Raw genomic sequence first — 18,755 nt, 5'->3', positions numbered from 1 at the left:
CTCCTGCGAGGGGCCCGGCCCCGGGCACGCGACCGCCACCCGGGGAAGGCCCCACGAGTAGACCATGACAAGTGGGTGACCGTGTCTCCTCGCGCCTCGGGCGATCCGACTCGCGGTGGTGGGGGCCACCGCACACGGTTGCAGGTCAGCGCCGGATTCCCACCGGACTTTCCCCTGCAGCGCGAAAATGCATTTATTTATTCTTTACCTGACAAAGCGACGTCATCGTACATCAGCCGTACGCCCGCGGCGAGGGGCCCGCCCCCGCGCGGACGTCCTGCCGGGACGGCTTCCGTCACGGGCGGCACAAGATCCCCTTGCGACACGGGAACCGGCGGAGTGGAGGCGGGCCGGAGCGGGTAACGGTTGACCGTCCGGACACGACGTCCGGCTCCCCCTCACCCCCCGGGAGACCCCGTGAAGTTGTACGCCGACCGCCCGGTCCGCGCCCTGTTCCAGCTCGCCTCGGACGCCCTGGCCGTCCTGTGGGTCTACCTGTGGGTCAACGCGGCCCTGGACCTGCGTGCCATGATCGGCCGGCTCGACCGGCCCGGAGAACTCATGGCGAGCACGGGACAGGGGTTCAGCGAGCACATGGACAGCGCAGCCGAGCAGGCCGCCAAGGTGCCCCTGGCCGGGGAGACCCTGGCCGTCCCCTTCACCGAGATGAGCGAGACCGGGGCGTCCCTGACCGCGGCCGGGGACTCCTTCCGGGAGACCGTGGCCTCACTCGCCACCACCCTGCCCCTGCTGGTGGCGGCGGTGCCGATCCTGCTGGTCGCCGCCACCTGGCTGCCCGCCCGCGCCCGGTGGATCGCCCGGGCCACCTCCGTGCGCCGCACGGGGAAGCTGTCCCCGCAGGCCCGTTCCCGGCTGCTGGCGCTGCGCGCCCTGACCGGCGTGGCCCCGGCGCGGCTGGCCGCGGTCCACCCCGACCCGGCGGGGGCCTGGCGGTCCGGGGACACCGCCGCCCTGGAGCGGCTGGCCGCCCTGGAACTGCGCCGCATGGGACTGCGAGCCCGCTGAGCGCGAACCCCGCGGTCCCGGGTCCCGGTGGGCCGGTTCCGGCCACGGGCGGCGGGGGCGGATGTCGGTGCCGGTGCCTAGCCTGGGGTGAGACCACCTCCGGGAGCCGCACATGCACCTTTCCGCCCTGCTCGACTTCGACGTCGTCCCGTTGGACACCGAGGACGCCGTGGCCGTCCTGCTCGACGTCACCGCGCCCGAGCGCGCGAAGGACACCGGCCGGCCCAGGGCCACGCTCCAGATCGTCCTGGACACCAGCGGCTCCATGCACGGGGGCCGCCTGGACGGGGCGGTGAAGGCCCTCCAGGGGTTGGTCGACCGGCTCGACCCCTCCGACGACTTCGGGCTGGTCACGTTCGACACCCAGGCCCGGGTGGTGGTGCCCTGCGGGCCGCTGACCGGCAAGGACGCGATCCGCGGGACCATCGGGGCGCTCCGGGCCGGCGGGGGGACCGACCTGTCCAGCGGCCTGCTGCGCGGCATCCAGGAGGCGCGCCGGGCGGGCGGCGGGCGCGGGGCGACCCTGCTGCTGGTCTCCGACGGGCACGCCAACCACGGCGTCACCGACCACGACCTGCTGCGGCAGGTGGCCGCCGACGCCTACGGCCACGGGGTCTCGGTGGCCACGCTCGGCTACGGGCTGGGCTACGACGAGGCGCTGCTGGGGGCGGTGTCCGAGGGCGGTACGGGCAGCGCCCTGTTCGCCGAGGACCCCGACACCGCGGACGGGCTGATCGCGCAGGAGGCGGAGTACCTGCTGGCCAAGAGCGCGCAGGCGGTGTCACTGCGGATCCCCGCGGGCGAGCACGTGCGCGCGGTGGACGTGGTGGGCGAGATGCCCTCGCACCGGCTGCCGGACGGGTCGGTGATGGTGGAGCTGGGCGACTTCCACTCCGGCGAGGAGCGCAGGCTGCTCCTGCGGCTGGAGGTGCCGGGCGTGGCGTCGCTGGGGACGGTCACGCTGACCACGCTGGAGGCGACGTATGTGGACCCGGAGACGCTGACGACCTACACCGCCGCCCTCCCGGTGAGCGTGAACGTGGTGCCGGGGGACGAGGCCTCGGGGCGGGTGCCGCGCCCGGAGGTACGCACGGAGGAGGCGCTCCAGCGGGCCCAGACCGCCAAGAAGAGGGCGAGCGAGGCGCTGCGGCGGGGGGACCGGGCCGAGGCCGCCCGCCTGCTGGACGAGGCCGGGCAGGGCCTGGAGGACCTGGGCGACGTGGGAGCGCCCGGCGCCCCGGGGGTACCGGGCGCCGCGTACGGCGCCCCGCCGCCCGCCCCGGCGGCCTCCCAGGCCGCGGAGCTGCGGGGCATGGCGCGGATGGCGCGGGAGGACGACCTCTCGCGGGCCGCCAAGACGACGTACGCCAGCCAGTCCGGCTACACCCGTCGGCGCGGCCGGTACGAGCAGCGGTCCCAGCCGCCGCAGAACCCGCAGGGATCCCAGGCACCCTGGCCGCCACAGGCACACCCCGGACCTCCGCCCCCGCTCGGCGCACACCCGCCCGGGACGGCCCCCGCGCCACAGCCGCCCCAGGGGGCGCAGGGAGCGCCTGCGCCCCAGGAACCCGACGGTCCCGGGGCGCCGCAGGACGCCGACGGGGGCCACGGCGCGGCCGGGCGCGAGGGGGGTCCGCGGCGGATCAGCGGCCAGGACCCCGACCGGCGGCTCTCGTCCCCCGACGCGGCGGACGAGGCCTGACGGCGGCCGTCACGGCACCTGGTAGAACGAGTCCTTCACGTCGGTGACGGCCATGTGCCCCGGGGCGTGCCCGATGGCGAACTCCGGGGCCGAGGCCGCCACCGCCGCCTGCGGGGTCACCCCGCAGGCCCAGAACACCGGGACCTCCCCCTCCCGCACCTCGACGGGATCGCCGTAGTCGGGCCGGGCCAGGTCGGCGATCCCCAGCGCGCCCGGGTCGCCCACGTGCACCGGAGCCCCGTGCACGGCCGGGTAGCGCGAGGTGATGCGCACCGCGTCGGCCACCCGGTCGGCCGGGACCGGCCGCATGGACACCACCAGCGGCCCGCGGAACCTCCCCGCCGGGCGGCACTCCCGGTTCGTCCGGTACATGGCCACGTTGGTCCCCGCCTCGATGTGGCGCACCGGCACCCCGGCCTCCAGCAGCGGCGTCTCGAAGGTGAAGCTGCACCCGATGAGGAACGCCACCAGGTCGTCCCGCCACAGGTCGGTGACGTCGGCGCGCTCCTCCACCAGCTCCCCGTGCCGGTAGACCCGGTAGGCGGGCAGGTCGCTGCGCAGGTCGCCGTCGAACACCGACGCCGAGACCTCCCCCGGCTCGGTCACGTCCAGGACCGGGCAGGGCTTGGGGTTGCGCTGGGCGAACAGCAGGAAGTCGAACGCCGCCTCGCGCGGCAGGGCGATGAGGTTGGCCTGGGCGTATCCGGGGCTGTAGCCCGAGGTGGGCGTGCGCAGCCCCGCGCGGAACAGCGCGCGGGCCCGGTGCGGGGACAGCTCTGCCGGGTTCATCGGTCCTCTCCTCCTGGAGTCCTAGAGCGTGAAGCGGACGGCGGTCCCGGGCCGGGCCTGGGCCGCCCGGGGCAGGTCGGCGGTGCGGACCACCGCGATCACCGGGTACCCGCCGGTCGCCGGGTGGTCCGCCAGGAACAGCACCGGCTCCCCGGTGGGCGGCACCTGGAGCGATCCGGGCACCATGCCCTCACTGGGCAGCTCGCCCTCGCGCGCCCGCTCCAGGACCGGCCCGGACAGCCGGGCACCCACCCGGTCGCTGCGCGGGGTGACCTCGTAGGGGAGGGTGAGCAGGGTCTTGAGCGCGGCACCGGTGAACCAGTCCTCGCGCGGCCCGGGGACCACGCGCAGCACCGTCTCCGGGCCGCCGATCGGCGGTACCGGCGCCAGGTCGATGTTGGGGAAGCCTACGGGCGGCGGGCCGACCGGCAGCACGGCGCCGGGGACGGGCAGGTCGGGGCCGAGCCCGGCCAGCACGTCGGTGCTGCGCGAGCCCAGAACCGGCGGCACGTCCACCCCGCCGCGCACGGCGAGGTAGGTGCGCAGGCCGCGGGTCGGCGCGCCCATGGCCAGCTCGGCGCCGTCGGCCAGGCACAGGACGGTGTTCACCGCGGCCCCGCGGCCGTCGACGGTGAGCGGCACGGGGGCCCCGGTGACGGCGACGGTGACGGGGCCGCGGGCGCGCACACGGAGCCCGCCCAGCGTGGCCTCCAGGACGGCGGCCCCCGCCGGGTTGGCGAGCATGCGGTTGGCCAGGGCGTAGGAGTCGGCGTCGGCGGCCCCGGAGCGGCCCACGCCCAGGGCCGCGTGGCCGAACCGCCCGCCGTCCTGGACCGTGGCCATCGGCCCGGTCGCCACGATCTCCAGGGCGCTCACGACACCTCCTCGAAGCGGACGCGCACGCCCGGCCGGAGCAGGCCCGGCGGGTCGCGGTCCAGGTCCCAGATCCTCTCCGCGGTGCGGCCGAGCAGCTGCCAGCCGCCCGGGGAGGCGCGCGGGTAGACGCCGGAGAACTCCCCGGCCAGGGCGACGGCCCCGACGGGGACCCGGGTACGGGCCTCGGCGCGGCGGGGGACGTGCAGCCGGGGGTCGTCGCCGACCATGTAGCCGAACCCGGGGGCGAAACCGCAGAAGGCGACGGTCCAGGTGGCGGCGGTGTGGGCCGCGACCACCCCGCGCGGGGTGAGACCCGTCAGCGCGGCGACGTCGGCCAGGTCCTCCCCGTCGTAGACGACGGGGACGACCACGGTCTCCCCGCCGGCCCGCTCCCCCGCGGGGGCGGGCGGGACCCGGCGCACCGCGGCGGCCACCGCCGCGGGGTCGGTCCCGGGGGCGAGCCGCAGCAGCACCGTCCGGGCGGCCGGGACCACGTCGGCGACGCCTTCGACGGGTGCGGCCTCCAGGGCGGCGACCAGGGCGATCACCGCGGACAGGTCGGCGACCTCCACCAGCACACCGCTGTCGGCGCAGGTCAGTACGCGCACGGTTTCTCCTTCGGGCCGGGGCGGGGCCCCAGTGGGGTCAGGGGGCGAACGGGGCCGGGGTGACGCCCTCGGCGCGCAGCCGGTCGGCGACGGCGCGGGCGATGGCGACCGCTCCGGGGCTGTCGCCGTGCACGCACAGGGAGTCGGCCTCGATGAGGATCTCGGTGCCGTCGACCGCGGTGACGGGCTCGCCGCGGGCGATGCGCAGGCAGCGCTCGGCGATCTCCCCCGGGTCGTGCAGGACGGCTCCGGCCTCGTGGCGGGAGACGAGGGTGCCCTCGGGGGTGTAGGCGCGGTCGGCGAACGCCTCCCGGTGCACCGGCAGCCCGGCCTCCCCGGCCAGGCTCAGGAATCGCGAGCCGGGCAGGCCGAGCACCGGCATGGCGGGGTCGAAGGCGCGGACGGCCTCGACCACGGCGGCGGCCTGGCCCTCGTGGTGGACGATCGTGTTGTACAGGGCGCCGTGCGGCTTGACGTAGCGGATGCGGTCGCCGGCCAGGCGGGTGAAGGCCGACAGCGCGCCCATCTGGTACAGGACGTCGGCGGTCAGGTCCTCGGGCGGGACGTCGATGAAGCGGCGCCCGAACCCGGCCAGGTCCCGGTAGCCGACGTGGGCGCCGACGGCCACGCCCCGGGCCGCGGCGTCCGCGGTGGTGCGGCGCAGGACCGAGGGGTCGCCTGCGTGGAACCCGCAGGCGACGTTGGCGCTGGTGACGATGGACAGCAGGGCCCCGTCGTCGCCGAGTTCCCAGCGGCCGAATCCCTCACCGAGGTCGGAGTTGAGGTCGATGCGCAACGTCGTTCTCCCAGCTTCTCGTTTTCCCGTTTCGCCTCCGGGGTGCCCGTCCCCGGCCCGGCGGGCCGCCGGGCCGGGGACGGGTCCCGGCTACTGCCAGAGCGCGGCGATGCCGCCCAGGGCGTTGTAGGCCATGTAGACGGTGAGCATCCAGGCCAGGACGCCGATGACGATCAGCCACACCGGGTACCTGTAGCCGCCGAGCAGGTCCCGGGAGCGGCGGGCCGCGACCCACAGCATGATGCCCAGGCCGATCGGCAGGATGACGCCGTTGAGGGCGCCGGCCAGGACCAGCAGGGTGTTGGGGGCCTGGCCGGAGACCAGCAGGATGACCAGGGAGACGCCGATGAACGCGGTGACGAGGAGGCCGCGCCGCTTCTCCAGCACCGGGTGGAAGGTGGAGACGAAGGAGATCGAGGTGTAGGAGGCGCCGATCACGGAGCTGACGGCGGCCGCCCACATGATCACGCCGAACAGGCGCATGCCCGCCTCGCCCGCGGCCTGGAAGAAGGCCTCGGCCGACGGGTTGGGGGAGTCGAGGATCTCGACGCCGCCGGAGACCACGCCGAGGATGGCGAGGAAGAGCAGCACGCGCATGACGCCGGTGACGATGATGCCCAGCACGGAGGTGCGGGAGATCGCGGCGATGTTCTCGGGGCCGCCCTGTCCGGCCTCGATGAGGCGGTGGACGCCGGCGTAGGTGATGTAGCCGCCGACGGTGCCGCCGATGATGGTGACGGCGGCGAGGAAGACGTCCGTGCCCAGCTGCTCGGGCAGGACGGATTGGCGCAGGGCCTCGCCGACCGGGGGCCGGGAGATGACCGCGACGTAGAGGGTGAGGCCGATCATCGCGACGCCGAGGACGACCAGGATGCGGTCCAGGGCGGCGCCGAGCCGCTTCGCGCCCAGGATGACCACCGCGAGGACGGCGGAGACGACCGCGCCGATCCGGGGGTCGACCCCGGCCAGGGCGTTCAGGCCCAGGCCGGTCCCGGCGAGGTTGCCGACGTTGAAGACCAGGCCGCCGAACACGATGAGGAAGGCCAGCAGGTAGCCGGCGCCGGGGACGACCTTGTTGGCCAGGTCCTGGGCCCGCATGTTCGCGACGCCGACGACCCGCCAGATGTTCAGCTGGACGGCGATGTCCACGAGGATCGAGACGAGGATCGCGAAGGCGAACGTGGCGCCGAGCTGCGCCGTGAACTGAGTGGTCTGGGTGATGAAGCCGGGCCCGATGGCGCTGGTGGCCATGAGGAACATCGCGCCGAGCAGCGTGCTGCTCAGCGCGACCCGTCCGGGCCTGGGCCGCACCTTGGCGGGGGTGGGGGGCGTCTCGCCCATGGGTCTCTCCTGGGGTGCGAAGTGGAGATGTGACGTGACGCGGACCACTCCACGCCTCGTTGGATTGTTGAACAATACTTCAATCCAACAAGATAGGTAAAGAACGTGGCGGTAAAGATCGCTGGTCAGCGATGTAACAGTGTCTTCACGGCCACCCCTCTATTCATCGGATCATCCAAGGGCGGATTCCCCCGACGGTCCCCGTCCGGATCCCGCCCTTATCGGCGACAATGGGAAGGGCATCGACCCTTCGCCAGCGAGGAGCCCCAGTGACGGCCACGGACGACCGCATCGGCAGGCCGAACCGACGGCTGCTGCCGCCGCTGCCCAGCCAGGCGGAGCGGGTCGCCGAACTGCTGCGCGAGGCCGTCATCGACGGCGACCACCCGCCCGGCGGCCGTCTCTCCGAGGAGCGGCTGTGCGAGGAGCTGGGCGTCTCCCGCAACACCCTGCGCGAGGCGTTCCGGCTGCTGGTCCGCGAGCGGCTGGTGGTCCACCAGATGCACCGCGGCGTGTTCGTCACGCTTCCCACCGCCGAGGACGTCCGCGACCTCTTCGCCGCGCGGCGCTCCCTGGAGCTGCCCGCAGTGCAGCGCGCCGCCGACCCCGCCCCCGAGGCGCTGGAGGCGGTGGGCCGGGCCGTCGAGGAGGGCGGGGCGGCCCGCGACACGGGCGACTGGTGGGGCGTGGGCACGGCCAACATGCACTTCCACCAGGCGCTGGCCGGACTGTCGGGCAGCGCCCGCATCGACGAGTTCATGAGCCGGATACTGGCCGAGACCCGGCTGGTCTTCCACGTGATGGACGCGCCCCGCGAGTTCCACGCCCCCTACCTGGACTGGAACCGGCGCATCCACACGCTGCTCGTCTCCGGCGACCGCACGGCCGCGGCCTCCGAGCTGGAGACCTACCTGGACACCTCCGAGGAGCAGCTGATCACCGCCTTCCTCGCCCGGGAGGCCCCCGGCCCGGCCTGACCGCCCGTGCGGACCGGTGCGAACCGGGCATCGGCCACCGTTTCCGGCCGGGCGCGGCAAAAGCCGGGTGACCCAGGTCCCGAAATGCCATGATGGGCGCGCAATGGAACTGAACGGACGCCCCGCCACCACCGGGGAGCTCGCCTCCCTCGCCCTCCACGGCTACGGCCACTTCACGACGATGCTGGTCACGGACCTGCGCGTGCGCGGCCTCGACCTGCACATGGAACGGCTGAGCCGGGACTGCCGGTCCCTGTTCGGCACCGAGCTCGACATCCTCAGGGTGCGCGAGCTGGCGCGCCGGGCCGCCCGGGCCCACGCCTCCCCCTCCGTGATCCGGGTGACCGTTTTCGACCCCGGGCTGGACCTGGGCCGCCCCGCGGGGCGGAGCCTGCCGCAGATCCTCGTCACCACCCGCCCCGCCCCCGCGTTCGACCGGCTGCCGCCCCCGCTGCGGCTGGGCGTGCGCCTGTACACCCGGGACAGCCCCCAGGTGAAGGGCACCGGCCTGTTCGGCCCGATCCGCCAGCGGCGGGCCGCCCAGCTGGACGGGTACGACGACGCCCTGTTCAGCGGGGTGGACGGCCGGGTGTCGGAGGGCCCCACCTGGAACATCTGCTTCCTGGACGGCGAGGGCCTGGTGTGGCCGCAGGCACCGTCGCTGTCCGGGGTGACCGCCCGGCTGGTGGGCGGGCTGGCCGAGGAGGCGGGGGTGCGGGTCGCCACCCGGCCGCTGTCGGCGGCGGCAGCCGCCCGGATGTCCGGGGCGTTCGTGACCAACGCGGTCACCGGGGTGCGCCCGGTGGCCGCGATCGACGGCGCGCGGCTGCCGCCGGCGGCGCTCACCAACAAGCTGGCCGCCACCTACCGGGATCTGCCCGGCGACCCCCTGTGATCCCCCGGCCCGGTCGGCACCGCGCCGGCCCGGCCGGGCCACCAGGTGCGCGGGCCCACGTCCAGCGCCAGGGCGGGAACCAGGAAGGTGCGCACCAGCAGCGCGTCCACCAGCACGCCGAACGCCACCAGGAAGGCGAGCTGGAGCAGGAACAGCAGGGGGATGACGGCCAGCGCCGCGAAGGTCGCCGCCAGCACGACCCCGGCGGAGGTGATGACCCCGCCGGTGACCGCCAGTGCGCGCAGCACGCCGTCGCGGTGCCCGTGGGCCAGGGTCTCCTCCCTGGCCCGCGACATCAGGAAGATGCTGTAGTCGATGCCCAGCGCCACCAGGAAGACGAACGCGAACAGCGGCACCACCGGGTCGGCGCCCGGCAGGTCCAGCACGTGGTCGAAGACCAGGGTCCCCACGCCCAGGGCGGCGGCGAACGACAGCACGTTGGCGGCCATGAGCAGCAGCGGCGCCACGAGCGAGCGCAGCAGCACGACCAGCACCAGCAGGACCACCACCAGGACCAGCGGCACCACCACGGCGAAGTCGCGCTGGGCGGTCTCCAGGGTGTCCAGGTCGGTGGCGGTGACGCCGCCGACCAGGGCCCCGGCCTCCGGGGCGTCCTCGGCCAGGCGCTCGCGCAGGTCGCGGACGGCGTCCACGGCGTCGGGCGACTCCGGTCCCATGGTGAGGACCACCTCGACCAGGACGCGGCCGTCCTCGGTCAGCGGCGGGAGGTCGGCCCCGGGCGGGCCCGGCTCGGTGGCGGGGGCGGCGGACTCCACGGTCGGGGAGGCCTCGGCCGCGGCAACGACGGCGTCGAGGTGGTCGGCGTCGGCGACCACCAGGGCGGGGGCGGCGGCCGCGTCGGTGCCGAAGCCCCGGTCCAGGACCTCCTGCGCGGTGACCGCCTCCACCTCGGTGCGGAACACCTCGGCCTGGCCGGTGCCCTGGGCGCTGAAGGCGGGGGCGAACACCGCCGCCGCGGCCAGCAGCGCGGTGGCGGCGATCCACAGCGTGCGCGGGCGGCGGGCCACCCCGCGGGCGACGCGCCCCCACAGCGGGTGGGCGTCCATGACGCGGTCGGTGTCCCCGCCGGTGTCCCCGGTGGGCCGGTGCGGGGCGGTGGGCCAGAACGCGGCGCGTCCGGCCAGGGCGAGCGCGGCGGGAAGGAAGGTCATCGCCGAGAGCACGGCGGCGCCGACGCCGATCGCCACGACCGGCCCGAGGCTGCGGGTGGACGCCAGATCGGCGGCGAGCAGGCAGAGCAGGCCCAGGACGACGGTCCCGGCGGAGGCCAGGACCGGGCCGGTGACCCCGCGCACGGCGGCCAGCACGGCGGTGGGGACGTGTCCGTGCCGGGCCAGCTCCTCGCGGTGGCGGGCGACGAGCAGCAGCGCGTAGTCGGTGCAGGCTCCCACGACGAGGATGAACAGGATGCCCTGGCTCTGCCCGTTGAGGCTGACCAGACCGGTATCGGCGGCCAGGTAGACCAGCGCCCCGGACAGGCCCAGGGCCAGCAGGGACGCCAGGACCACCAGGACCGGGAGCAGTGGTGATCGGTAGACGGCGACGAGGATGACCAGCACCGCGGCGATCGCGACCAGGAGCAGGGTGGAGTCGATCCCGGCGAAGGCGGCGGCGAGGTCGGCGGCGTACCCGGCGGGTCCGGTGACCTGTACCTCCAGGGAGCCGACCGGGTGGTCGTCCAGGACGGCCCGGAGCTCCTCGACCGCGTCGGAGGTCTTGTACCCGGAGTCGATCGGCACGACGAGCTGGGCGACGGAGGGGTCCTCGGTGCCGGGGAACGGGCCGACGACGTCCCCGTCCACCCAGGGCTGCGCGGCGACCGCCTCCCCCGCCTCGGCGACGGCGGCCAGGTCCTCGCCGGTGAGGTCGGTCTCCCCCGACCACACGGCGATCGCGGGGACGGCGTCGCCGCGCTCGAAGTCCTCGGCGAAGCGCGCCGCCTCGGTGGACTCGGCGCCCACCGGCAGGAACGCCGCGCGGTCGTTGGTCTGCACCTCGCCGAGCCTGCCCAGGAAGGCGCCCAGGGGCCCGGCCCCCAGGGTCCAGGCCAGGACGACCACCAGCGCCGCCCCGATCCACCACCGCGACCGGCGGGCCGGTCGCCTCTCGTCGTTCACCGTCGTACTCCTGTCACGCCTCATTGCACGGAAAACAAGCTTCTTGTTTTTCGAGCTTTCTGTGGTCGCGACTGTACACCCTTCCGGCGCTCCGGGAGACGGGGGTCCCGGGCTCAGGCGGGCTGCCCCGCCCGCGCCTCCCGTTCGGCGGCCCGCGCCATGTTGCGCGACATCGACCCGAACACCACCCCGTGGAACGGCGTCACCGCGGCCCAGTACAGGTGGCCCGTCAGCCCGCGCGGCCGGAACAGGGCGCGCTGGCGCAGGACGGTGCGGCCCCCGCCGTCCTCCACCCTGAACTCCAGCCACGCCGGGCCGGGCAGCCGCATCTCCGCGCGCAGCCGCAGCAGCTCCCCCGGTACGACCTCCTCCACCCTCCAGAAGTCCAGGGAGTCGCCCACCCGCAGGCGGCCGGGATCGCGGCGGCCCCGGCGCGGCCCCACCCCGCCCACCGCCAGGTCGATCCAGCCGCGCGCGGCCCAGGCCAGCGGCCAGGAGTACCAGCCGCGGGCGCCGCCGATCCCCTCGACCACCCGCCACACCGCCCCGGGCGGGGCGTCCACCCCGCACACCCGCTCGTCGGTGTACAGGCTGCCGCCCGCCCAGTCCGGGTCCGAGGGCAGCGGGTCGGACGGCGCCCCTGCCCAGGACGCCGACGTCCACCGGGTGTCCACCCGGGCCTGGGAGGTGCGGCGGACCGCCAGCTCCACCGCGCGGTCGAACCCGAGCCGCGCGTGGTCGCCGAGCAGGCCGGACAGGTCGTCCTCGCCGCACACGGCGTCGTGGCGCAGCGACTCCACCAGCGGACGGGAGATGGCGGGCGGCACCGGCGTGACCAGCCCCACCCACAGGCTCGACAGCCCCGGCGAGAGGACGGGGACGGGCAGGATCAGGCGCGGGCGCAGGCCCGCCACCCGCGCGAACCGCTGGATCATCTCGGCGTAGGTGAGGACGTCGGGCCCTCCGACGTCGAAGGCGCGGTCCTGCTCCGGCGGCAGGTCGGCCGCCTCCACCAGCAGCCGCAGCACGTCGCGCACGGCGATCGGCTGCACCCGGCTGCGCACCCACCGGGGCGTGGTCATCACCGGCAGGCGCTCGGTCAGGTACCGCAGCATCTCGAAGGACGCCGACCCCGAGCCGATGATCACGGCGGCCCGCAGCACCGCGGCCGGCACCGGGCCCTCCAGGAGGATGCGGCCCACCTCCGCGCGGGAGGCCATGTGCGGCGACAGGTCCTCCCCCTCGGGGGCCAGCCCGCCCAGGTACACCACCCGGCCCGCCCCCGCCCCGGCCGCCGCGTCGGCGAAGTTCCGGGCGCCCCGGGCGTCGGTGTCGGAGAAGTCCCGGCCGCCGGACATGGAGTGCACCAGGTAGTAGGCGACGTCGACGCCCTCCAGCGCCCCGGCCAGCCCCTCCCCCGAGACCACGTCGCCGCGGACCGCCTCGACGTCGCCGCGCCAGGGGTGGTCCCGCAGCTTGCCGGGGTCGCGGGCCAGGCAGCGGACCTCGAACCCGGCGTCCAGCAGCTGCGGCACCAGCCGCCCCCCGATGTACCCGGTGGCCCCGGTCACCAGGGCCCGGCGCCCGCTCACCGGGCCGCGCCCGCCGGGGCGCGCAGGCGGCGGCGCCGCTCCCGGTGCCGGCGGTACGGGTTGTCCTCCGGCAGCCCGCCGGTGAAGCGCCCGTACATGCCGACGGTCAGCAGGGCGATGCCGACGACGAGGCTGAAGAGCACGTTCGGCATCGAGAACGCGAGGATGTTGTGCGCGGTGTCCATGAGAAAGAGATTGACCAGTCCGCTGGCGATGAAACCCGCCCCGACCAGTGTGGACACCGTGGACGAGTAGGTGCCGCCCACGACGGTGGCGCACAGCAGCAGTGAGCCGATGGCCACGGAGAGGAATCCCAGCGCGCCGTTGGTCGTCAGCCCGGCGACGACCTCGCCCCGGGTGTCGAACAGCGGCAGCCGCACGAAAAGGCTCGTGGCGCCAAAGCCCGCCAGCACCAGTCCCAGCAGTCCGGTCCCAACGCGGTGGACGACGCCCAGGCGCGGATCCGCCGAACGTGTGGTGTCGAGGTCCATGATGTCGCTCCCTTCGGAGTTCTCCCAGCTAGAGTCGGTGGTGAGTGAGAAGCGCGGCAACTCGCGGCGCTTTCGCAACGCTTGGGGCGGGCATGGCCGACGCACTGACACCGGGGGCGACCGCGCGGCTGCTGGGGATCGCCCCCTCGACCCTGCGCAGCTGGGACCACCGGTACGGGATCGGGCCCCGCGGGCGCAGTCCGGGGGGCCACCGCCGGTACGCGCCGGGCGACGTGGCCCGGCTGCGCGAGCTGTGCCGCCTGGTGGGCGAGGGGCTCGCCCCGGCGGTCGCGGCCGAGCGGGTGCTCGCCGGGCCCGACCGCGGCGCGGACGCCCCGCGCGCGCCCGCGCCGCGCCCCGGCGGGGACACGCTGGCGGTGGGCGGCGCGCCCGGCATCCAGGGGGTGGCCCGGGCCGCGATGCGCCTGGACGCCGACCTGGTGGAGGAGCTGGTGGGGCGCGCACTGCGCGCCGACGGGGTGGTGGCCGCCTGGGAGGGGCTGGCGATGCCCCTGCTGTACGGGATGGGCCGCAAGTGGGAGGAGACCCGCCGCTACGTGGAGGTGGAACACCTGCTGTCGTGGTGCGTGTCCTCCGCGCTGCGCCGGGTCGCCGCCGGCCCCGCGCCCCCGCACCGCGTCCGGCCGGTGGTCCTGGCCTGCGGGCCCGCGGAGATGCACAGCCTGCCGGTGGAGGCGCTGGCCGCCGCGCTGCGCGAGCGCGCCCTGCCCCACCTGGTGCTGGGGGCGTGCACCCCGGTGGCCGCCACCGAGCGCGCGGTGCGGCGCACCGCGCCCCGGGCCGTGGTGCTCTGGTCCCAGGTGGGCGGTGCCGGGGACCTGTCCGCGCTGCGCGCCGCGGCGGTCGCGGCGGCCCGGTCGCCGCAGGCGGTCCGGGTGTACACGGCCGGGGCGGGGTGGCGCTCGCTCACCGTGCGGGCCGCCGGCGGGCACCTGGGCTCGCTGTCGGAGGCCGTGCGGGCCCTCGATCCCGGGTGAGCGCGGTGCGGGCCGAGTACCAGAGGTGGTCGAGGGCGGTCAGGGACATCGGCCCGACCGGGGTGCGCAGCCCCAGTGCGAGTTCGCGGGGCAGGCGGGTGCCCCCGTCGAGGAAGGCCAGCACGTCGCCGAGCCGGTCGGGGGCGAGCAACCGGGTGAAGAACTCCGCGCCCCGCACCCGCCCCGTGGCCAGGGCCCGCAGGAGAACCGCGTCCATGGCCAGGTGGCGGCGGCGGTGCGGGACCGGCGGCACCGGGACCCGCCCGTGCTCCAGGGCCCGGGCCACGGCCGCGGTCTGGCGCAGCACCCCGCTGAACGTGTAGCCGGTGGAGGGGCGGGTCGCCCCGCCCGCCGTGCCGATCCGGAAGACCCGCCGCCCGGCGCGGGGGCGCAGCGGGGCGTCGGTCATGGGGATGACGCCCTGCTCGGCGGCGGTGACCTCGAACCCCGCCAGTCCCAGGCGGGCGCAGTGCGCGGCCAGCAGGCGGTCGTACTCGGCGGTGGCGAGCGGCGCGGGCCCGAACTCGGTGTACTCCACCAGCGCCTCCCGCGCCGACAGGGGCAGCACGTACGCGAAGGCCACCGCGTTCTCCGGCTGCGGCGGGCGGAAGTCCATCAGCACCGCCGCCCCCGGGTCGAAGGCGTCCCCGGGAGTGCGCACGAACCAGCCGCGGAAGTGCTGGAACAGCAGGGTGCGGCCCGGCGGCAGGGGCCGGGGCGGCCGGGAGTCGAACACCCAGGAGGCGGTCAGCCGGGCCGGGGAGCCGTCGGGCATCACCCCCTCGACCACGGCGCCGTCGGCGCCGTCGCGGACCCCCTCCACCAGCAGCGGGACCGGCTCGACCCGGCCGCCGAACCCGGAACGCACCCGGGACTCCAGGTCGGTCGAGCGCAGCATCTTGTACACGAAGGGGTCGGCGGGCGCGGTGCGGGAGGCGCCGTCGGGCCCCACCACGGTCAGCCGCCGCCAGCGGGCGGCCAGCAGGTCGTCCCAGTCGCCACCGTCGGGCTCCCAGAAGCACCAGGTCCGCGGGGGCGGGGTGTGCGGCCCGAGCGGGGGCTCCAGCAGGGCGACACGCACCGGGGCGCCCCCCGGATGGTTGACGCCCGCCAGGCGGTGGGCCAGGGTGAGCCCTGCGGCTCCCCCGCCGACGATCACCACGTCATGGTCGTTCATGGTGCCCACTCTGCCTGGGGAGGCCGCTCGACCGCGAGAGTTCGCACCCGGAGGATGATACGTGGACACCACGACGGCCAAACGCGACGGAGCGGTGACCGGGGGGTTCGACCACGCGTCGGCCGTGTACGACCGGCTGGTGGCGGGCAGCCCCGGCTACCACGCCCACCTGCGGATCTCCGCCCGCAGGCTCGATCCGGGGGCACTGGCGCCGGAGCCGCTCGTCCTGGACCTGGGCTGCGGGACCGGGGCGTCCACGGCGGCGCTGCTGCACACGCTCCCCTCGGCGCGGATCGTCGGGGTGGACGCCTCGGAGGGGATGCTGGACGAGGCCCGCGCCAAGCCCTGGCCGGACACGGTGTCGTTCCACCGCGCCCGGGTGGAGGAGCTGACGCCGGAGTGGGCGGCCGAGCACCTGGGCGGCCCGGCGGACGCGGTGTTCGGGGCCTACCTGATCCGCAACTGCCCCGACCCCGGCCTGGCGCTGGACGTCATGCGCGACCTGCTGCGGCCGGGCGGGCGGATGGTGCTGCACGAGTACTCGGTCGCCGACTCGACGGCGGCGCGGGCCGTGTGGACGGCCGTGTGCCGGGGGGTGATCATCCCCGCGGGGCGGATGCTGTCGGGTGACGCGGAGCTGTTCCGGTACCTGTGGCGCAGCGTCCTGGAGTTCGACGGCCGCCGGGCGCTGCTGGAGCGGATGCGCGGCGCGGGCCTGGTGTCGGTGGCGTCGGCGCCGATGCCGGGCTGGCAGTACGGGATCACGCACACCTTCGCGGGCATGCGCCCGGAGCCGCGGCGGTGAGCCGCCCGGCGGACGTGCGGGACCGGCGCGCCGAGGAGGTGCGGCCCGCGCCTCCCTCGGGCCCGCGGCCCGCCCTCACCCCGCGGGCGGCCGTGGTGGGCGGCGGGATCGCCGGACTGGCGGCGGCATGCGGGCTGGCCGAGCGCGGCGTGGACGTGACCGTGCTCGAACGCGAGGAGTCGCTCGGCGGACGGCTGCGCGGCTGGGAGACGGAACTGGCCGACGGGTCGCGCGCGGCGATGGACCGCGGCTTCCACGCCTTCTTCCGCCAGTACTACAACCTGCGGGGGCTGCTGCGCCGCGCCGACCCGGGACTGGACTCCCTGGTACCGCTCGCCGACTACCCGCTGGTGCACCGGGACGGCCCGCGCGACCGGTTCTCCGGCCTGCCCGCGACCCCGCCGTGGAACGCGGCCGTACTGGCCGCCACCAGCCCCAGCTTCCCCCTGCGCGACCTGGCGCGGGTGAACCTTCCGGCGGCGCTGCACCTGCTGGACGTGGACGTGCCCGGGGTGTACGAGCGGCTCGACCACGTGAGCGCGCGGGACCTGCTGGAGGCGGTGCGGTTCCCGCCGACCGCCCGGCACCTGGCGTTCGAGGTGTTCACGCGCAGCTTCTTCGCCGCGCCCGAACGCCTGTCCGCGGCGGAGCTGGCGGTGATGTTCCACCTGTACTTCCTGGGGTCGTCCGAGGGGCTGGTGTTCGACGTGCCGCGGGCGCCGTTCCCCGAGGCGCTGTGGGAGCCGCTGGCCCGGTACCTGGGCGGGCTGGGCGCGAAGGTGCGCACCTCGGCTCCGGTGGAGCGGGTCGGGCCGGGGGCGGACCGGCGCTTCTCCCTGCCCGGGCACGGGTCCTTCGACGCCGTGGTGCTGGCCGCCGACGTCCCGGGGACGCGTTCCCTGGCCGCCGCCTCGCCGGACCTGGGGGACGCCGCCTGGCGCTCGGGGCTGGCGCGGCTGGAGTCGGCGCCGCCGTTCCTGGTCTCGCGCTACTGGCTGGACCGCCCGGTGCGCCCGCACCGTCCCGCGTTCCTGGGCACCGCCGGGTACCCGACCCTGGACAACATCAGCGTCCTGGAGCGGTACCGGGACGCGGAGCGGGAGTGGGCCAGGCGCACCGGCGGATCGGTGGTGGAGCTGCACGCCTACGCCCTGCCCGGGGGCTGCGACCCCGAGCGGGAGCGCGGGGCCCTGTGGGAGCAGGCGGTGTCGGTGTACCCGGAGCTGGGGGCGGCCGGGGTGGTGGACGCCCGGCACGAGCTGCGCGAGGACTGCCCGCTGTTCGCGCCGGGCTCCTACCGCGCCCGTCCGGGGACGGCCACCCCGGACCCGTTCCTGGTGGTGGCGGGCGACCACGTCCGCACCGGCCTGCCGGTCGCGCTCATGGAGCGCGCCGCCACCAGCGGCCTGCTGGCGGCCAACGCGCTGCTCTCCCGCTGGGGCCTGCCCGGCCACACCCTGTGGACCGTGCCCCGCCGCGGCCGGCTCGCCCCCGCCCGCGCCCTCGCCCGCCTCACCCGCGGCGCCGGCCGGCCTCAGCCGGGGAAGCGGCCGGTGGAGCGCAGGAGGTAGCGGCGCTCGGCGTAGGCGAGGTCGTCGCGCCACAGGCGGCGCGCGGCTGCGCGCACCGCCGGGCGGACGGCCGCGGACAGGCGGCGGGCCAGGGCGAAGCCGGGCCGGTCGGAGGCGGCGACCGTCGCCTCGACGACCGCGGTGCGCGGCACGCCCCGCCCGTCCACGCCCAGCGGGGTCGCGTGCGTCTCCACCACGCTGCCCAGGCCCTCGCCCTCGATGATGCGCATGACGACGGTGCGCGGCTCCGGGCAGTGGAACTCCGCGCGGACCGGCACCCCCCAGCGGCCCGCCACCCGGAACCCCACTTCCACGACCATGCGGTCCGGGTCGGGGTCCGCGCCGCGCGGCACCTCCGTGACGCGCAGCCCCACGAACGAGTACGGGTGGAACCAGGACCCGTGCCAGGGGTCGAGCCGGTTGGCGATCACGTCCTCGGGCTCGCACCGGCCGGCCAGGCTCTCCACAGCGGTGATCGCCCGGTCCAGCGGCGGGCGCTCGGGGACCACCGGGGCCTGCGTCGGCTCCTCGCGGCCCACCGCGTCCAGGCGCACCCACACCAGTACGCCGTCGTCGTGGACCGGGTAGGGGCTCCAGCCCGGGAAGCCCTCCGCGCCCAGGGCCAGGCCGTGCCAGCGGCAGACCAGGCGGCCGTCGTCGACCGCGCCCCGGCACAGCGGGGCGCCCAGGTGCGGGCAGGCGCCGGGGCCGGCGTGCGCGGTGCCGTCGGGGGTGCGCCAGGAGACGAGTTCGACGCCCCCGACGACGCGTCCGAAGGGCCGGTCGGCGCGGACCTCGCGGGAGGCGGCCAGCACGTACCAGTTGCCGGAGGGGCGGGCCACGGCCCGCTTGAGCGCGGCGGCGATGACCGCGGGCGAGCCCTCCCTCCAGGTGGGGCCCTGGCCGCTCCAGGTGGTGGCGGGCATGCGCCGCAGGGGGAGGCGGCGGGGGGTCGGGTCGGGAAGGTTCACAC

At 76.0% G+C, this 18,755-nt stretch carries 17 protein-coding genes; 7 read left to right on the top strand and 10 right to left on the bottom strand.

Features of this window, described 5'->3' with window-relative positions; all coding sequences use genetic code 11:
* Positions 1–417 precede the first annotated feature (417 nt).
* Positions 418–1,026: a hypothetical protein gene (locus BUE45_RS11455; RefSeq protein ID WP_073378629.1), complete on the top strand. Its 609-nt coding sequence runs from the start codon at positions 418–420 to the stop codon at positions 1,024–1,026.
* Positions 1,027–1,138: 112 nt separating this feature from the next.
* Positions 1,139–2,728 (top strand): vWA domain-containing protein, encoded by a 1,590-nt coding sequence (locus BUE45_RS11450; RefSeq protein ID WP_073378626.1) that lies wholly within the window; start codon positions 1,139–1,141, stop codon positions 2,726–2,728.
* A 9-nt stretch (positions 2,729–2,737) separates the two neighbouring features.
* Here the strand turns inward: BUE45_RS11450 and BUE45_RS11445 are convergent, their stop codons facing one another.
* The 5 genes from BUE45_RS11445 to BUE45_RS11425 all read right to left on the bottom strand — a co-directional run bounded on the left by BUE45_RS11445 (position 2,738) and on the right by BUE45_RS11425 (position 7,138).
* Positions 2,738–3,517 (bottom strand): putative hydro-lyase, encoded by a 780-nt coding sequence (locus BUE45_RS11445; protein WP_073378624.1) that lies wholly within the window; start codon positions 3,515–3,517, stop codon positions 2,738–2,740.
* Between the two features lie 21 nt (positions 3,518–3,538).
* Positions 3,539–4,393 (bottom strand): 5-oxoprolinase subunit C family protein, encoded by an 855-nt coding sequence (locus BUE45_RS11440; RefSeq protein ID WP_073378622.1) that lies wholly within the window; start codon positions 4,391–4,393, stop codon positions 3,539–3,541.
* Entirely contained in the window at positions 4,390–5,001 is a 612-nt protein-coding gene (locus BUE45_RS11435) for a 5-oxoprolinase subunit B family protein (protein WP_073378620.1), read from the bottom strand. The genes BUE45_RS11440 and BUE45_RS11435 overlap by 4 nt, the downstream gene beginning before the upstream one ends.
* A gap of 37 nt (positions 5,002–5,038) precedes the next feature.
* Complete coding sequence (locus BUE45_RS11430; RefSeq protein ID WP_073378618.1) at positions 5,039–5,797, bottom strand: LamB/YcsF family protein; 759 nt, start codon at positions 5,795–5,797, stop codon at positions 5,039–5,041.
* A 90-nt stretch (positions 5,798–5,887) separates the two neighbouring features.
* Complete coding sequence (locus tag BUE45_RS11425; protein WP_073378616.1) at positions 5,888–7,138, bottom strand: NRAMP family divalent metal transporter; 1,251 nt, start codon at positions 7,136–7,138, stop codon at positions 5,888–5,890.
* A gap of 269 nt (positions 7,139–7,407) precedes the next feature.
* Between BUE45_RS11425 and BUE45_RS11420 the strand changes: the two genes are divergently transcribed.
* Positions 7,408–8,115: a GntR family transcriptional regulator gene (locus BUE45_RS11420; RefSeq protein ID WP_073378614.1), complete on the top strand. Its 708-nt coding sequence runs from the start codon at positions 7,408–7,410 to the stop codon at positions 8,113–8,115.
* Between the two features lie 103 nt (positions 8,116–8,218).
* Positions 8,219–9,010 (top strand): aminotransferase class IV, encoded by a 792-nt coding sequence (locus tag BUE45_RS11415; protein ID WP_073378612.1) that lies wholly within the window; start codon positions 8,219–8,221, stop codon positions 9,008–9,010.
* Here the strand turns inward: BUE45_RS11415 and BUE45_RS11410 are convergent.
* The 3 genes from BUE45_RS11410 to BUE45_RS11400 all read right to left on the bottom strand — a co-directional run bounded on the left by BUE45_RS11410 (position 8,980) and on the right by BUE45_RS11400 (position 13,231).
* The gene (locus BUE45_RS11410; RefSeq protein WP_073378610.1) at positions 8,980–11,172 is read right to left on the bottom strand and encodes an MMPL family transporter; all 2,193 of its coding nucleotides are present in this window, start codon (positions 11,170–11,172) and stop codon (positions 8,980–8,982) included. The two genes, BUE45_RS11415 and BUE45_RS11410, sit on opposite strands and share 31 nt — an antisense overlap.
* A gap of 89 nt (positions 11,173–11,261) precedes the next feature.
* A complete protein-coding gene (locus BUE45_RS11405; protein WP_073378608.1) occupies positions 11,262–12,740 on the bottom strand; it encodes an SDR family oxidoreductase in 1,479 nt (492 codons plus the stop codon).
* Positions 12,737–13,231, bottom strand: coding sequence for a DUF4383 domain-containing protein (locus BUE45_RS11400; protein WP_073378606.1), 495 nt, complete (start codon positions 13,229–13,231; stop codon positions 12,737–12,739). The genes BUE45_RS11405 and BUE45_RS11400 overlap by 4 nt, the downstream gene beginning before the upstream one ends.
* A 92-nt stretch (positions 13,232–13,323) precedes the next feature.
* On the opposite strand from BUE45_RS11400, the gene BUE45_RS11395 reads away from it, so the two are divergent.
* Positions 13,324–14,229, top strand: a complete 906-nt coding sequence (locus BUE45_RS11395; protein ID WP_073378603.1) for a B12-binding domain-containing protein — start codon at positions 13,324–13,326, stop codon at positions 14,227–14,229.
* On the opposite strand, the gene BUE45_RS11390 is transcribed toward BUE45_RS11395, so the two are convergent.
* On the bottom strand, positions 14,159–15,406 hold the full coding sequence (locus BUE45_RS11390) for a lycopene cyclase family protein (RefSeq protein WP_073378601.1): 1,248 nt from the start codon (positions 15,404–15,406) through the stop codon (positions 14,159–14,161). The two genes, BUE45_RS11395 and BUE45_RS11390, sit on opposite strands and share 71 nt — an antisense overlap.
* 61 nt (positions 15,407–15,467) lie before the next feature.
* Here BUE45_RS11390 and BUE45_RS11385 point away from each other — a divergent pair, with 61 nt between their 5' ends.
* Together BUE45_RS11385 and BUE45_RS11380 are read left to right on the top strand one after the other, a co-directional pair.
* Positions 15,468–16,211: a class I SAM-dependent methyltransferase gene (locus BUE45_RS11385; protein ID WP_073378599.1), complete on the top strand. Its 744-nt coding sequence runs from the start codon at positions 15,468–15,470 to the stop codon at positions 16,209–16,211.
* Entirely contained in the window at positions 16,208–17,782 is a 1,575-nt protein-coding gene (locus tag BUE45_RS11380; RefSeq protein ID WP_084737133.1) for an FAD-dependent oxidoreductase, read from the top strand. Before BUE45_RS11385 ends, BUE45_RS11380 begins: the two co-directional genes overlap by 4 nt.
* Here BUE45_RS11380 and BUE45_RS11375 read toward each other — a convergent pair.
* Positions 17,746–18,753: a DUF5914 domain-containing protein gene (locus tag BUE45_RS11375; RefSeq protein WP_073378597.1), complete on the bottom strand. Its 1,008-nt coding sequence runs from the start codon at positions 18,751–18,753 to the stop codon at positions 17,746–17,748. The genes BUE45_RS11380 and BUE45_RS11375 overlap by 37 nt on opposite strands.
* Positions 18,754–18,755: the final 2 nt, after the last annotated feature.

This window comes from Nocardiopsis flavescens, assembly GCF_900141985.1.
In the GTDB taxonomy this organism is placed as follows: Bacteria; Actinomycetota; Actinomycetes; order Streptosporangiales; family Streptosporangiaceae; genus Nocardiopsis; species Nocardiopsis flavescens.
This window is presented reverse-complemented; position numbering and strand designations above follow the sequence as displayed.